Consider the following 15,709-nt stretch of genomic DNA (forward strand, 5'->3'; position numbering starts at 1 on the left):
GCCCTTTCGTAGATATCGATGGGCCGGGTGAACCGGCCATCGGCGAGTGGCGACAAGCGTCGCCCTGTGATCCTGTCCGTAGCCTGTCGAGGGTGAGGCGGTCCCTGAAGGATCGGTCAACACAACCGTCTCCCTTGGAGCCGCCGTCAGATTCGGCCATGCCGGACGGGATCAAGATCATTACAGATCGAATAGGGCATTTGGCAAGATGCTGAGTGACTGTGCCATGAATGCAACAGAGTCTCAGTAAACGGCGGGTGAGCGTGAGGTTCCGTTAACCAAACGCTGCCTATGAGTATAGGAAGGACGCTCGAAACCAGCGATCAGCGATGCCTCTTTCCCTCTTCATACGCCTTGTCGGCGCCTGCCTCGTGGCGATCCTCCTCGCCGCCGGGACCGGGCGTGCCTGGGCGGCGGGAGACGGCGCGAAGCCCTCGACTCCGATCATCGCAGCAGCCGCCGCCATCGAGACTGACGGGGCGAAGACCCGGTTCAAGGTGACCCTGTCAAAGCCGGTGACCGCGCAGGTCTCCCTCATGGAGCGTCCAGACAGGCTCGTCATCGACCTGCCGGAGGTGGCCTTCCATCTGCCGGCCGAGGCCGGGCGCAGCAAGGAAGGGCTCATCGCCTCTTACCGCTACGGTCTTTTCGCGCCGGGCCGCTCCCGGGTGGTGATGGAGCTGGCGCAGCCGGCAGTCGTGTCCGGCCTGACGACGTCGCCTGATTCCACGGGAGCGGCCACGATCCTGACCATCGAACTCTCCCGCGTTGACCGGGAGGAGTTCCGCAGGACCGCATCGGGCAGCTCCGCTCCGGCGAAAGAGGGGCCCGGGCCCGCCGTGCAGGCGACGAAGGATGCCCGCCCGGTGATCATGATCGATCCCGGCCATGGCGGCATCGATCCGGGCGCAGCGGCTTCCTCGGGCAGCGTGGCCGAGAAGGATCTGGTGCTCTCCTTTGCCCAAAGGCTGAGGAAGAAGCTTGAGGACAGCGGGCGCTACAAGGTGCTCATGACCCGCGACCAGGATGTGTTCGTCTCCCTGGGCGACCGGGTGCGGGCCGCGCGGGCCGCCCAGGCGGACCTCTTCATCTCGATCCATGCGGATTCGATCTCGGGCGGGCAGGACGTGCGCGGGCTGACGGTCTATACCGGGTCCGAGCGGGCGTCCGATGCCGACTCAGCCCGGCTGGCGGACCGCGAAAACAAGGCCGACGCAGTGGCCGGAGTCGAGTCGGGCGATATGCCTGATGACGTGTCCGACATCCTGATGGACCTGACCCTGCGGGAGACCCGGGGCTTCTCCCACGGCTTCGCTTCCCGCCTCGTGGGCGAGTTCGATTCCGTCGCCCGCCTCAACAAGAACCCCCACCGGCAGGCCCGCTTCCAGGTGCTGCGGGCGCACGATGTGCCGTCGGTTCTTGTCGAACTTGGCTATCTGTCCAGCCAAAAAGACTTAGATTTGTTGATGTCCGAGGAATGGCGGGCCAAGATGGTCTCGGCCATGTCGAATGCCGTGGATCGATTTTTCGCGACCCGGCTCGCCCGGAGGGGTGCTGCCGCAGTTTTACCATAGAGTGGGTGTGGATACCCGTAGCGGGGGCGCGATTCATCGGCTAACGAGGGTCCGCGTTTCAAAATCTACATAAACGGGCGCCTGAAGGCGCCGTCATGGAACACCTTCGGATGCGCTTCGTCCTACGATTTTTCGGCTTTCTCTTCAGCGTTGGAGCGATCTTCTTCCTGATCGGCGCTGTCGGGCTCGCCTATGGATTCTGGTTCTATTCGAAGGATCTGCCGGATCACGCCCAGTTGGCCAATTACGAGCCGCCGGTGATGACCCGAATCCATGCCTCCGACGGCAGTCTGATCGCAGAATATGCCCGCGAGCGCCGGCTCTATGTGCCGATCGACTCTGTGCCCAAGCTCGTAATCGGCGCCTTCCTGTCGGCCGAGGACAAGAACTTCTACAAGCACCCCGGTATCGACCCCGAGGGTCTCATCCGAGCTGTCGTGGTCAACCTGCGCTCGGGCGGATCGCGGGAGCAGGGCGCCTCCACGATCACCCAGCAGGTTGCCAAAAACTTCCTTGTCGGCAACGAGAAGAGCTACGAGCGCAAGATCCGCGAGGCGCTGATCGCGCTGCGCATGGAGTCGACCTTCTCCAAGGAGAAGATCCTCGAGCTCTATCTCAACGAGATCTTCCTCGGGACCCTGACCCCGGGGCGCAATCTGCACGGCATCGCCGCAGCGGCCTTGGACTATTTCGGCAAGTCGATCCACGAACTGACCATTGCTGAATCGGCCTATATTGCCGCCTTGCCGAAGGGCCCGAACAACTACCACCCGTTTCGCCAGCGCAAGGCTGCCGTCGAGCGCCGGAACTGGGTGATCGAGCGCATGGCCGTCAACGGCTACATCTCCAAGGAGGCGGCGGAGGAGGCCCAGAAGGAGCCGCTCAACGTCAAGCCGCGGAACGTGTCCCCGAACAGCATTGCGTCGGGTTATTTCGCCGAAGGCGTACGTCGCGACATCGCGGAACGCTATGGCGAGGAGACCCTCTACGAGGGCGGTCTGCTGATCCGCTCGACCCTCGATCCCAAGATGCAGGCCATGGCCCGCAAATCCCTCGTGGACGGCCTCGTGCGCTTCGATGAGGCGCGCGGCTGGCGCGGGGCGCAGCAGAAGATCGACCTGGCAGGCCGCGAATGGGGTCTCGCCCTATCCGAGGTGCCGATTCTCGGCGACGTCCAGCCGTGGCGCCTTGCGGTGGTGCTGGAGGTTGCGCGCGGGCAGGCCAAGGTCGGCCTGCAGCCCAGGCGGGAGGCCTCCGGCCAGGTGGTGAAGGACCGCGAAACCGGCATTGTCGGGGCCGACGGTGTGAAGTGGACGCGCCGACCCGTCGAGCGTGCCGTTGCCGTTGGCGACGTGGTCTATGTGGAGCCTCTGGCCGACAAGGAGGGGCAGTTCCGCCTGCGCCAGATCCCGGAGATCTCCGGCGCCATCGTGGCCATGGACCCGAACACGGGCCGTGTGCACGCTATGGTGGGCGGCTTCTCCTACGACCAGAGCGAATTCAACCGGGCCATCCAGGCCATGCGCCAGCCGGGCTCGTCGTTCAAGCCGCTCGTTTACGCGACAGCCCTCGACAACGGCTATACGCCTTCGTCCCAGATCATGGACGCGCCCTTCGTGCTCGACATGGGGCCGGGCCAGGAGGCGTGGGCGCCCAAGAACTACGACGGCAAGGCGGGCGGCCTGCGCACCCTGCGCTATGGCATCGAGCATTCCAAGAACCTGATGACCGTCCGCCTCTCCAACGAGGTCGGTATGCCGGTGATCTCGGAATACTCCAGGCGTTTCGGCGTTTATGACGACATGCTGCCGCTGCTCTCCATGTCGCTGGGTGCCGGCGAGACGACCGTCATGCGCATGACGGCGGCCTATTCCATGTTCGTCAACGGCGGACGCCGCATCAAGCCCACCCTCATCGACCAGATCCAGGACCGCAACGGCCGCACGATCTACCGTCACGACGACCGCAAATGCGCGAACTGCAATGCGGAGAAGTGGGATGGCGGCGCGGCGCCGAAGCTTGCCGAGAACCGCGAGCAGGTGATCGATCCCCTCACGGCGTATCAGATGACCTCGATCCTGGAAGGCGTGGTCCAGCGCGGCACCGCCCAGACGGTCAAGGCGGTGGGCAAGCCGCTCGCAGGCAAGACCGGCACCACCAACGACGCCAAGGACGTGTGGTTTGTCGGCTTCTCGCCGGATCTCGCCGTCGGCGTGTTCCTGGGCTACGACCAGCCGAAGTCGCTCGGCAATGCGGCCACTGCCGGCCAGTATGCCGCGCCGGTGTTCCGCGACTTCATGCAGATGGCCCTGAAGGACAAGCCCGCGACCCCGTTCCGCGTGCCGCCCGGAATCAAGCTCATCCGCGTCAACGCCTCCACCGGTACCCGCGCGGGCGGCGAGGGCGGCGGCACGATCCTTGAGGCCTTCAAGCCTGGGCAGTCCCCGCCGGAATTCGTCCCGCCGGAGCCTGAGGAGATCCCGCAGGCTGAGTACGCGCCTGCTCCTCCAGGAGCGCCCCGGCAGGCCGGAGGCGTGGGGCCCGGCGGATTGTACTGACAGGCTCTCGTCGCCATATCGATACCCATCCATATCAGGAACACCGGAAGCCCTCCCGCCACGCCAGGCGGGAGGGCTTCCGCCGACAGGCTCAAAGTGCATTCCCCTTTGGGACCCGATGCTCTAAGACGCCGTCATCACAGGCACGGACAGAACGAACGGAACAATGCGCGCCGAAATCCAACATCTCGTAGAAGAGACCAAGCAGTCAGTCGGGCTGCTGAGGAGGCATCTTTGACTGGGATACCGCCCAGCGCCGCCTCGCGGAACTGAATGCCCAGGCCGAAGACCCCAACCTCTGGAACGACGCTGAGGCCGCGCAGAAGATCATGCGCGAACGCACGTCGCTCGAAGACCAGATCTCGGCCGTCAAGCGTCTCCAGCAGGAGCTCGAGGATGCGATCACCCTGATTGAGCTCGGTGAAGCCGAGGGCGACGAAGACACGATCAAGGAAGGCGAGGAGGCAATCCGCGGCCTTCAGGCCGAGGCAGCCCGCCGTCAGGTCGAGACCCTGCTGTCGGGCGAAGCCGACGCCAACGACACCTATGTGGAAGTGCATTCGGGCGCTGGCGGCACGGAAAGCCAGGACTGGGCCAACATGCTCCAGCGCATGTATGCCCGCTGGGCCGAGCGCCGGAAGTACAAGGTCGAGCTTCTTGAGATCACCGACGGCGAAGAGGCCGGCATCAAGAGCGCCACGCTCCTGATCAAGGGCCACAACGCCTATGGCTGGCTCAAGACCGAGTCGGGCGTGCATCGCCTCGTGCGAATCTCGCCCTACGATTCGAACGCCCGGCGCCATACGAGCTTCGCGTCCGTGTGGGTGTATCCGGTGGTGGACGACCGCATCAATATCGAGATCAAGGAATCCGATTGCCGGATCGACACGTTCCGCTCCTCGGGTGCGGGCGGACAGCACGTGAACACCACCGACTCGGCCGTGCGCATCACGCATATTCCGAGCGGCATCGTGGTGGCCTGTCAGCAGGAGCGCTCCCAACACAAGAACCGGGCCACCGCCTGGAACATGCTGCGCGCACGCCTCTACGAGGCCGAGCTGAAGAAGCGCGAGGAGAAGGCCAGCGCCGAGGCGGCCGCCAAGACCGATATCGGCTGGGGCCACCAGATCCGCTCCTACGTGCTGCAGCCCTACCAGATGGTGAAGGACCTGCGCACGGGAACCCAGTCGACCGCTCCGCAGGACGTGCTCGACGGCGACCTCGACCCCTTCATGGAAGCCTCGCTCGCCCAGCGCGTCTATGGCGGCGGCGCGGAGGTCGAGGACATCGACTAGAACGGCTCTTTCTGCGGTCGCAATTCTGTTGCTAGGATACAGGACTGCGACCGCGGAGCCGCTTGATGAGGCAGGGCACAATCGACATTCGGGGCCGTAACGGCCTTTCCATCCCCAACAGCCTGATCCGGCAGGGTGATCGGAACTCCCGTCTCGCCGTCCTCTTTCCAGGCCTGACTTACCGCAACATCATGCCGGTGCTCTATTACCCACGGCAGCTTCTGCTGGAGCGCGGCTACGACGTCCTCTCAATCAACTACGCCTACGACCAGATCCCGGAGTTCACGGACTTGTCCGAGGAGGACAAGATCGACTGGATCGGAGCTGATGCGCGTGCTGCCATGGGGGCTGTGTTCGCTCTTGGCCGCTATGAACAATTCACCCTTGTCGGGAAATCGCTGGGGACCGCCGCGATGGCGGCGGTTGCTCCCCACGAGCCGAGGCTGGCCTCCGCGGATCTCATCTGGCTGACGCCGGGCCTCAAAACCCACGGCGTGCTCGAGAACATGGCGCGCTGCTCCCAGCGATCCCTGATCGTCCTGGGCACGGAAGATCCCCATTATGAGGAAGCCTATGTCGCAGCGGCCCGTGCTAGGGGAGCGGAGGTCGTCCTGCTGCCCGGGCTCGACCATGGGCTGGAAAAGCCGGGGCACGTGGCCGATTCAGTGGCAGCCATGCACGGGATCGTCGCGCAGATTTCACGCTGGCTTGACTAATCCCCGGCGCAGCAAAAGAGAGGCGCCGAGGTCGCAGACGATAGTCAGAGCACAAGGCCCGCTTGACTGAGGTGGACCCTCGCCATCGGCCCTCAGGTCTAAACGATGAGAATGTCGTAGGACTTGACCGTCACCGTTTGCGTGAACTGCGCGAAGCGCAAGGCAGCGTTGGGGCCGGACCCATCCGAGTCGTAGGAGAGAGAGCGCCCATTATAATCGAAAAGGATCCTGTCATCCGCATCCTTCGCGGCTGATCCTTCCACGAAGGCCTCAAAACGCAATAAGCCTTGCGTAAGAGTGGTGAAGACGGTCGACGACAGCACGATCTTATCTCCCGCCCAGCTGCTGAAATCAACGATCTGGTCGACATCGTCGATTCCGTAGAACCAGGTATCGAAAACGAACTGATCGCTGCCTGCGCCGCCGTTCAGGATATCGCTGCCTGTGCCTCCCTGCAGGGTGTCGTTGTCGAATCCGCCATCCAGGTTGTCGCTGCCGTTGCCTCCCTGCAGATTGTCACTGCCAGATCCACCGCTCACGACATCGTTGTCGGCATCTCCGTGCAAGGTGTCATTGTCATCCCCACCGTCCAGATTGTCGCTGCCTGCGCCCCCATGAAGGGTGTCATTGCCGTCGTTGCCCTGCAGGACATCGTTGCCGAAGTCACCGTACAGGAAGTCATCGCCATTCCCGCCGCCGAGGTTATCGTCGCCCGCAGCGCCCCACAGCTCGTCGTCGCCATATCCGCCTCTCAGGACATCGTTGCCGTTGTTCCCGAACAGATTGTCGTCATCGTCTCCACCGCTCAGGAGGTCGTTGCCAGTTCCCCCGTACAGAGTATCGTCGCCGGCAAAGCCGTAGATCTTGTCATTGCCGCTGACGCTCTTGATGATGTCTTTGGCGTTGACGCCATAGATGATGTCCGCTTTGCTTTTGCCGGTCTGGGACAGAATTTGCTTGGTCTTGTTCCAGGACCATTTCGCCACCTGACGCCCGTCCTGCGAAGAATCGCCATAGAGGGCGCGAATGGCCTCAATGTCCAAGGCCCCTAGCCCGATGGGTCCCATTTCGGCCTCGGCTCCCGTGTAGCTCATGACCGTGTGCTTGACGTTGTCGAGATCCGAGCCGAGCAGCTTCTTGTTGTGAGGCATCTTGTGGAAGGGATGCTTGAGGCCCAGCGCGTGACCGATCTCGTGAAGCAGGACGTAGAGCATGAAATTCGGGTTCTGGGATAGTTCAGAGCGGCTCTGGGTATTCAGGTAAACATTCCCGCCGCTTTCATCGCGAGCCTGGTCTTGCCATCCATCGAGGCTATCCCGGGTGAGTTCCGGAAACTCGGCCCAGGCAGTGACCGTGTACCAGTTCCAGGCCCATTGAAACTTCAACTCGGCATCGCCTTTCTTGACCTCAAGGAACCGGATGCCGCAGGCATCGCCCCACATCTTCAGGGCCTTCTGGGTCATGGCTTTCTCGGCGCTGCCGAATTTCGACGCCCCCAGGGACACGTCATTGAAGGAGTAGGTGAGGAAGACAGGCCTTTTGGCAGTCTTCAAAGAAGAAAACGCATTCCAGCTCTGGCCGGAAAGAATGGCTGTGTAATTCGACATCGTGGGAATGCTGCTCAGGAGGGCTGGTTGTACATTGTAACTTAGGAATATTTATTGCGCGGCTGCAATGAGCCATTCGGTCGCTAGCTGAGCGCTTGCGCGGCCTTCAGCACCTCCTCCGCGTGGCCCGGAACCTTCACCTTGTTCCAGACCTGAGCGACGATGCCGTTCCGGTCGATCAGCACCGTGGTGCGCTCGACGCCCATGTACTTTCGCCCATACATGCTCTTCTCGACCCAGACGCCGTAGGCTTGGAGCATTTCCGTGGGTTCATCCGAGGCGAGGGCGAAATCCAGCCCGTATTTGGTCCGGAACTTGTCATGGCTCTTCAGACTGTCCGGCGAAACTCCGACGATTTCCGTATCCGCAGCCGCGAACTCGGCCTTTAGGGCTTGGAAGTTCTGGGCCTCCAGGGTGCAGCCGCTGGTGTCGTCCTTCGGGTAGAAATAGAGCACGACCTTGCGGCCCTTGAGCCCATCGAGGCTGACCTCCCGACCATCTGTCGCAGGCAGGCAGAAGTCCGGAGCCCTGGTTCCGATGCTAATGGACATGAAACGCCTTCCTTTCGGCGGAATGTACTGTTTGGAAACCTCTGGTGTGCAGGACTGAAGGGGAAACAGTCGCGGGGCGCTCCCAAGGCGGTTAAGCTCACACTCCTTGATTCCCTGAATGGCGCCCATGCGCAAGAACCGGATTGCCAAACGTCACAAGAATGAAGCTGCCCTTGCGTAACACGTTGTCCCGGCGAGACCCGGTCAAGCGAAGCCTTCTCCGGCGCGTGTTGCGTGGCACCCTCTATGTGAAGCTTGGGATGGTCGTATTCCTGGCTGCCGCCTTCGGGCTTCTCTATCTGCGCCTGTCGGCTGCTCCCATGAGCTTCGGCCGTCTGCCCGAGCGGGTCGCGGAGGCGCTGGCGGCCCGCATTGGGCCCGGCTGGACCGTGACGCTGCGCAATACGGCGATCGAGCTGCATGACGGCTCGCCGGCGCTTCGGGCGAACGGCCTCGACATCCGTGCCCCCGGCGGCGATCTCGTGCTCCGGGCCCCCTATGCCGTCCTGAGCGCAGACCTGACTTCGCTGCTGACGGCCAATCTCCAGCCCAAGGCCATCGAGGTTCGCGACCTGCAATTGCGGATCCGGGTGAACCGGGACGGATCGCTCTCCTTCTCGCCCGTGCAGGGAGCTGACGGGGAGGGCACTCAGCCCACGCCGGCCGTGCCCGAGCCATCGAAGGAAGCTGCTGCTTCAATGGCTCGCGATGGGAACGGGCCTTCTCCCGTGTCCGGAGCTGTCGGATCGCTGCTCGAACTCATCGTCGGCCCTGGAAGCGTTCTGAACTCGCTCAACCAGGCTCAGCTGACCAATGCGCGCCTGGTTTTCATCGATGCAGACGGTCGCGAGCGGGCGCGGTTCCAGCGCGTCGATGCGGCGTTCGACTGGACGGACAGCGGGGGCCGTCAGTTCGCCGCGACGGTCGAGGGCCCACAGGGGCCCTGGCAGCTGAACGGAGACGCCAGGGTGGAGGCCAAGGACTCCTACCGGGCCAGCATCGTGGCCGAGAGGGCGCCGATTACCGATATTCTCCTGCTCTCCGGCGCCTCCGAGGTTCCGGCCGCCACGGACCTCGAGTTCTCGGGCCGGTTCGATCTCGCCTTTGCGGAGGGACGGGTCACGGAGCTGAAGACGCGGCTTGAGAGCAGCCCTGGCACGATCCGGGTCCAAGACCAGGATACCTCTCCGTTCCCGGTCGAGAGGGCCATCATCGAGGCGCATTGGGACGAGCCGGCGAAAGCGCTGGAGCTCCAGCGCATCGAGGCGAAGGGCGGCGATACGAATCTGCGCCTGCAGGGCCGCCTGCTGGCCGCCAACGGAAACGATCCCTGGCGCCTGAGCCTGGGCGGGCGGGACATCACCTGGTCAGGAGCTGCCGAAGGAGACAAGCCCCTGCGGGTCAGCGAGTTCGCGGCCGATCTCTCCGGGCATGACGGCGTCAGGATCAACGGCATCACGCTCAAGGGTCCGGAACTGTCCGCCCGCATCAACGGCCTCGTGGCGGCCACCGCCGACCCCAAGGGGCTGAGGCTCGATGTCCGCGCCGAGAAGACCGAGGTTCGATCGGCTCTACGAATCTGGCCGGAGGCCGTAGCGCCGCCGGTCCGGCGCTATCTGGTGTCCCATTTGAAGGCTGGGATGCTGGAAGCCATCGATCTCAAGGTCGCCATGAGCGGCGCCGACATCGAGAAGGCGCTGAACGGCGGTCCGACGCCTGATGAAGCCCTCAAGATCGACTTCGCGGTTTCCAACGGCACCCTGCTGGTCGATGAAGGCATCCCACCGATCTCCGGCATGAACGCGACAGGCCAGGTCACCGGAACGAAGGTGCTCGTGCGTGCTCCGACCGGGCTCGTCCAGATGGCGAACAATCGATCCCTGTCAGCCTCAGAGGGCACCTTCGTCCTGGACAATTACTGGGACGACAACGGGGCGGCGCGCATCGATTTCCGCCTGACGGGAGGCGCCGACGGTCTCGGGGCGCTCCTGCTGGAGCCGCGGATCAAGGAGATCGCAGGCTTCAACATCGATCCGGCCACCATGAGGGGCAAGACGGATCTGCGGGTCGGCATCGGCTTGCCCATCAGCGATATTCCCGAGTTCATCGACCTGCCTCTGAAGGTCGGCGGAACGGTCAGCGATTTCGGCGTCGACGGCTTCTTCGGGAAGGATCGCCTGGAGGGCGCCGACCTGACCATCGCGTATGACCGGGGCGACCTTTCCGTCAAAGGCAGCGGCAAGCTCGCCGGCAGCGCGGCCGCCATCGACCTCCAGAAGAGCCGGCAGGGCGGGCAGGCCAGCGTGGCCTTCTCCCTCGACGAGGCCGCACGGACCCGGCGCGGGCTGTCCTTCGGCTCTCAGCTGACGGGGACCGTCGGTCTCAAGGCTAGCCTGCCATTGGGCGAGAATGCCCCGTCGATCATCAACGTCGAGGCGGATCTTGCCAAGGCCGGTGTCGACCAACTCGTGCCCGGCTGGGTGAAGCCGGCCGGCAGACCGGGCAAGCTCACCTTCACCCTGGTCGACGGGGCGACGAGCGAGATCCGCGATCTGCAGCTCGATAGCGGGAATGTCCAACTGCGGGGCCATGCCACGCTCAACAGCGAGGGCGGCCTGGATAAGGCCGACCTGTCCACCTTCAAGCTTTCGCCCGGCGACGACATGCGCGCTCAGATCGAGCGTTCCAATGGAGTCTACAAGGTCGCGATCCGCGGCAACGTGGGCGATGCGCGGCCTTTCGTGAAGGGCGGAGGAACGACGTCGTCCGGCGGGCGCAGCGGGGCGGCGAACAAGGACGCCAAGGATTTCGACCTCGACCTGACTCTCAACATCCTGACCGGCTTCAACGAGGAGGCAATCACCAATGCCTCCGTCAAGGCGTCCATGCGCAAGGACAGCCTGCGCCAGCTCGACCTGAAGGGGCGGCTTGGCGCGACAGACATCCTCGGCCGGACCATTCCCCAGAGCGGTGGCAGCCCGGTAGTGATCATCCAGGCGGAGGATGCGGGCGCGCTCCTGCGATTTACCGACATCTACAAGCGCATGTCGCGCGGCAATCTCATCCTTCAGCTCTCCACCGGGGACGAGCCTCAGGCCGGGCACGTGATCATGCACTCGTTCGCATTGGTCAACGAACCGGCCCTGCGCCGCATTATCCCGACCCAGACCCAGGTTGTGGCGGGGCGCGATCAGGCCGGCAAACCGCAGCTGGTCCGGGTGGACGTGAACGAGGTCCAGTTCGCCAAGGCGCGGCTGGAGTTCACCCGAAGCGCCGGGCGCCTCGACTTCAAGGATGCGGCCATCTGGGGCAACCAGATCGGGTTCACCCTGGGCGGGTTCATCGACTATGCCCGCGACCGTCTCGACGTGTCCGGAACCTTCGTGCCGGCCTACGGGCTCAACAACGTCTTCGCCCAGGTGCCGGTGTTCGGGCCGCTTCTGGGCGGCGGGCAGAACGAGGGGCTGTTTGCCGTCAACTTCCGCCTGAACGGGCAGGCGAGCGCGCCGTCCCTGTCGGTCAATCCGCTCTCGGCGGTGGCGCCCGGCTTCCTGCGCAAGCTGTTCGGCGTGGGAGCCGAGCAGGCGCCGCAGACCGGATCGCTGCCGGCGACTTCCGAGCGCTAGACCGCTTACACGGCGCGCAGAAGCACGTGCTTCTTCTTGCCGAAGGACAGCTTGATCACGCCTTCGGTGGTCACATCCGACAGGCTCAAGGTGCCGCGCTCGTCCGAGACGGCTTGATCGTTGACCCTGAGGCCGCCGCTCTTGATCTGACGGCGCGCCTCGCTCGATGACGGTACGAGCTTTGCATAGTCCGGCCCGAAGGCCGCTAAAACGCCAAGCCCGCCTTCAAGCACGTTGGACGGAATCTCGATGGTGGGCAGGCTTTCCGCCAGCGCCCCTTGCTCGAAGGTCTTGCGGGCTGTCTCGGCGGCCAGCTCCGCTGCCTCGCGGCCATGGAGGAGGGCGGTTGCTTCCGTTGCGAGAACCTTCTTCGCCTCGTTGATGTCGGCGCCCTGGAGCGCCTCAAGCCGCGCAATCTCGTCCATGGGCAGGATCGTGAAGAGCTTCAGGAAGCGGCCCACATCCGCGTCCTCGGTGTTGCGCCAGAACTGCCAGTAATCGTAGGGGCTCAGCATATCGGCGTTGAGCCACACCGCCCCGGAGGCCGTCTTGCCCATCTTGGCGCCGGACGCTGTGGTCAGCAGGGGGCAGGTGACCGCGTAGAGCTGCGGAGTGCCGAGGCGGCGGCCGAGATCGATGCCGTTGACGATGTTGCCCCACTGATCCGAGCCGCCCATCTGCAGGATGCAGCCGTAGCGCTTGTTGAGCTCCGCGAAGTCGTAGGCCTGGAGGATCATGTAGTTGAATTCCAGGAACGACAGCTCGTGCTCCCGGTCGAGGCGCAGCTTCACGCTGTCGAAGGACAGCATGCGGTTGACCGAAAAGTGCCGGCCCACGTCGCGCAGGAATTCGATGTAATTGAGCTTGGTCAGCCACTCGGCATTGTCGACCATGACGGCATCGGCCTTGCTGTCACCGAACGAGATGAAGCGTGAGAAGACCGTCTTGATGCTGTCCTTGTTGGCTTCGATCTGCTCGACGGTGAGCAGCTTGCGGCTCTCGTCCTTGCCCGAAGGATCGCCTACCCGGGTCGTGCCACCGCCCATGAGCGTGATCGGCTTTCCGGCGCCGGTCTTCTGCAGCCAGTGCAGCATCATGATCGAGAGCAGGTGCCCCACGTGAAGAGACGGGCCGGTGCAGTCGTAGCCGACATAGGTGGTCAGCCGGTTCTCCAGGGCTGCGGCGTCCACACCCTCGAAATCCGAGGTCTGGTGAATGAAGCCCCGCTCGGTGAGAACCTTCAGGAATTCGGAACGTGGCGCGTTCATCGCGTCTCTCTCAATCGGTCTGGTCGAACGTGAGCGGTCCTGTATCAGCTTCAGGGCGGAAGTTCACGAGGTTTTGCTAGCATCTTACGGTTGTAATTGGTCGCTGCCCTCATGGACCAACTAAGGCAGGGCGGAAAGGGTACCTTCTAAATTGAACCTGAATCGATGGTATAAGTCAGATACTTACCTCGGCATCACCACTATGGGTCGAAATGAGTAGCCTGAGCGAGCTTCTTGACTAAGCTGAGCCATACTCTAAGATAATGTAACATTGTATAGTGCATGGTGCTTCAATGTCTTGATTCTCAGATGCCTTCAACTCCGCCGGTGATTGGGTTGTCGATCAGGTCGAGGCTGTCGGAGACTGGATAGGCGACCAAGCTGACTCCGCGTGGAATTGGCTGTCCGACAACATTTCAGGAATTCCATTGAAATTCTTCTCGATGATGGGAGGGCTTGTGCCATCCTACACTTTCGGGAATGTGCAATACTTCGTACCTAATGATGCTGACCGAGATGTGAGTGCTTTGATGTCGGGCTCCAAATGGAGCGGATCTACCATCACTTACTCGCTGCCGGATTCCCGCTCTGATTATGAATGGGCCAATCCGAGCGCACATGGCTATAAGAGCCTGTCGGCTGAAACCGAAGTAGCAGTGCACGCCATTATGGCTGCCGTGGGCGGGTTCGTCAGCACGGGGATTAACTACGCAGGCCGTGGCGAGGCCAATATCAAGGTTGCGGCTTTCGAACCTAATTCCATCATTCAGCGGAGCCAGGGCTATTATCCTGGCGTGCCTGTTTATGGCGGCGATACCTGGCTGACCACCGGCACGTCTACGGCTCCCATAAAGGGTAGCAACAATTACTTCCTTGCTATGCACGAACTCGGCCACTCGCTAGGGCTCAAGCATCCGCACGATTCAGCCGACGGGCTTCCGCGGATGTCGTCCTATCATGACAGCACTGAATACACAGTGATGTCATACAACAAGACCCTCAATCGCCCACAGACGTTCATGCAGTATGACATCGCCGCTCTTCAGGCGGTGTATGGGGCCGATTTTACAACCAACAGCTCCAACACGACATATTCGTGGGACTCCGCAACAGGCGAGATGTACATCAATGGGATCGGCCAAGGCAAAGCGTCAGGAAATCTTGTTTTCCTGACGCTTTGGGATGGCGGTGGCACTGATACCTACAACATGTCGAACTATGCTGAAGATGCCGTCATCGATCTTGCTCCGGGCGGATATTCGCGGTTCTCAGGTGCCCAGCTGGCTCGTAGGGATGTCGGCACCAAAGTTAATGGCAACGTCTATAATGCATTCCAGTACAGGTCTGATGATCGCTCCCTGATTAAGAATGCGATTGGCGGAGAAGGCAGCGACAAGATTTTTGGAAATCATGCCAACAACAACCTGCAGGGCATGAGCGGAAGTGATGAGCTTCAGGGGAAGCTCGGCCACGACACCCTTGAGGGTGGCGCTGGTGACGACACCCTGGATGGCAGTTCTGGCTCTGATGTGCTGCGGGGCGGTGCGGGCTATGACTTTGCCAGCTACTATCATGCAGCCGGCGATGTTGTTGCGAACCTGTCCAATGCCTCAGAGAACAGGAACGAGGCTTTTGGCGACGTGTACGACAGCATCGAGGCGCTCTCCGGCTCGGCCTACAACGACACGCTCACCGGCAACTGGGACGGCAACAACCTCTACGGCCATGCCGGCGACGACCGCCTCGCTGGTCTCGCCGGGCGCGACTACCTTCTGGGTGGTGCCGGCGACGACATGCTCATCGGCGGGGCTGACGGCGACTGGCTCGCCGGCTACACCACCGCCGTGACTGCCAACCTGCTCGACAGCACGCAGAACACCGGCGAGGCGGCGGGCGACACGTATGAGGGCATCGAGGGGCTGGCCGGCTCCAACTATGCCGACCATCTCACGGGCGATCACGCCGACAACGTGATCTACGGCGGCTATGGCAGCGACACCCTGTTCGGCCTCTCCGGCAACGACCGCCTGTACGCCGGCGGCGACAACGACGATCTGATCGGGGGCTCAGGCGCCGACACGCTCGATGGCGGCGACGGGTTCGATTATGCCAGCTACTACACGGCCGGTACGGGCGTGCGGGCCAGCCTCACCAGTAACTGGCTTAACACAGGTGATGCAGCCTGGGACGTGTACGTGTCCATTGAGGGGCTGGGTGGCTCGAACTATGCCGACTGGCTGTCCGGCAATGAGGCGGCCAACGTGCTGCATGGCCATGGCGGCAACGACGAGCTTCTGGGCGGCGGCGGCTTCGATGAGCTGTTTGGCGGCGAGGGCTGGGACGTGCTGCACGGCGGCACGGGGGCCGACGTGCTCGACGGGGGCGCCGGGCACGACTTTGCCTCCTACCTGTATGCCACGGCAGGCGTGACGGCCAATCTCTCCGAGAGCTGGCGCAACCAGGGCGAGGCGTACGGCGACACTTACGTGTCCATCGAGGGGCTGGCGGGCTCGG

The 15,709-nt window shown here is 62.9% G+C and carries 9 protein-coding genes; 6 read left to right on the plus strand and 3 right to left on the minus strand.

The annotated features are described in order from the left end of the window. Positions 1 to 329: 329 nt before the first annotated feature. From MA07_RS04065 to MA07_RS04080, 4 genes are all read left to right on the plus strand, one after another. Positions 330 to 1,574: an N-acetylmuramoyl-L-alanine amidase gene (locus tag MA07_RS04065; RefSeq protein WP_036347330.1), complete on the plus strand. Its 1,245-nt coding sequence runs from the start codon at positions 330 to 332 to the stop codon at positions 1,572 to 1,574. A gap of 110 nt (positions 1,575 to 1,684) precedes the next feature. Further along, positions 1,685 to 4,132, plus strand: a complete 2,448-nt coding sequence (locus MA07_RS04070; RefSeq protein ID WP_036347331.1) for a penicillin-binding protein 1A — start codon at positions 1,685 to 1,687, stop codon at positions 4,130 to 4,132. Positions 4,133 to 4,298: 166 nt separating this feature from the next. Then, positions 4,299 to 5,427, plus strand: a protein-coding gene (prfB, locus tag MA07_RS04075; protein ID WP_152568713.1) for a peptide chain release factor 2 whose coding sequence is annotated in 2 segments (ribosomal slippage) — positions 4,299 to 4,367 and positions 4,369 to 5,427 — 1,128 coding nt in all. Because the reading frame shifts where the segments join, the coding sequence is not laid out codon by codon here. A gap of 65 nt (positions 5,428 to 5,492) precedes the next feature. Continuing rightward, entirely contained in the window at positions 5,493 to 6,143 is a 651-nt protein-coding gene (locus MA07_RS04080) for an alpha/beta hydrolase (RefSeq protein WP_036347335.1), read from the plus strand. A gap of 98 nt (positions 6,144 to 6,241) precedes the next feature. Here MA07_RS04080 and MA07_RS27515 read toward each other — a convergent pair whose 3' ends face one another. Both MA07_RS27515 and MA07_RS04090 read right to left on the minus strand, forming a co-directional pair. Continuing rightward, positions 6,242 to 7,750 carry a matrixin family metalloprotease gene (locus tag MA07_RS27515; protein WP_052002823.1) on the minus strand — a complete coding sequence of 503 codons (1,509 nt, stop codon included), beginning with the start codon at positions 7,748 to 7,750 and terminating at the stop codon, positions 6,242 to 6,244. Positions 7,751 to 7,833: 83 nt separating this feature from the next. Further along, positions 7,834 to 8,301, minus strand: a complete 468-nt coding sequence (locus MA07_RS04090; RefSeq protein WP_036347337.1) for a peroxiredoxin — start codon at positions 8,299 to 8,301, stop codon at positions 7,834 to 7,836. A gap of 173 nt (positions 8,302 to 8,474) precedes the next feature. On the opposite strand from MA07_RS04090, the gene MA07_RS04095 reads away from it, so the two are divergent. Then, positions 8,475 to 11,927 carry a DUF3971 domain-containing protein gene (locus MA07_RS04095; RefSeq protein WP_160195376.1) on the plus strand — a complete coding sequence of 1,151 codons (3,453 nt, stop codon included), beginning with the start codon at positions 8,475 to 8,477 and terminating at the stop codon, positions 11,925 to 11,927. Positions 11,928 to 11,932: 5 nt separating this feature from the next. Here the strand turns inward: MA07_RS04095 and tyrS are convergent, their stop codons facing one another. After that, the gene (gene tyrS, locus MA07_RS04100; RefSeq protein WP_036347339.1) at positions 11,933 to 13,195 is read right to left on the minus strand and encodes a tyrosine--tRNA ligase; all 1,263 of its coding nucleotides are present in this window, start codon (positions 13,193 to 13,195) and stop codon (positions 11,933 to 11,935) included. A 428-nt stretch (positions 13,196 to 13,623) separates the two neighbouring features. Here tyrS and MA07_RS27520 point away from each other — a divergent pair. Continuing rightward, positions 13,624 to 15,709, plus strand: a 2,086-nt coding sequence (locus tag MA07_RS27520) for a M10 family metallopeptidase C-terminal domain-containing protein (RefSeq protein WP_152568714.1), incomplete at its 3' end; no start/stop codon positions are given.

Origin of the sequence: Microvirga sp. BSC39 (genome assembly GCF_000739015.1) — a bacterium.
GTDB lineage: Bacteria > Pseudomonadota > Alphaproteobacteria > Rhizobiales > Beijerinckiaceae > Microvirga.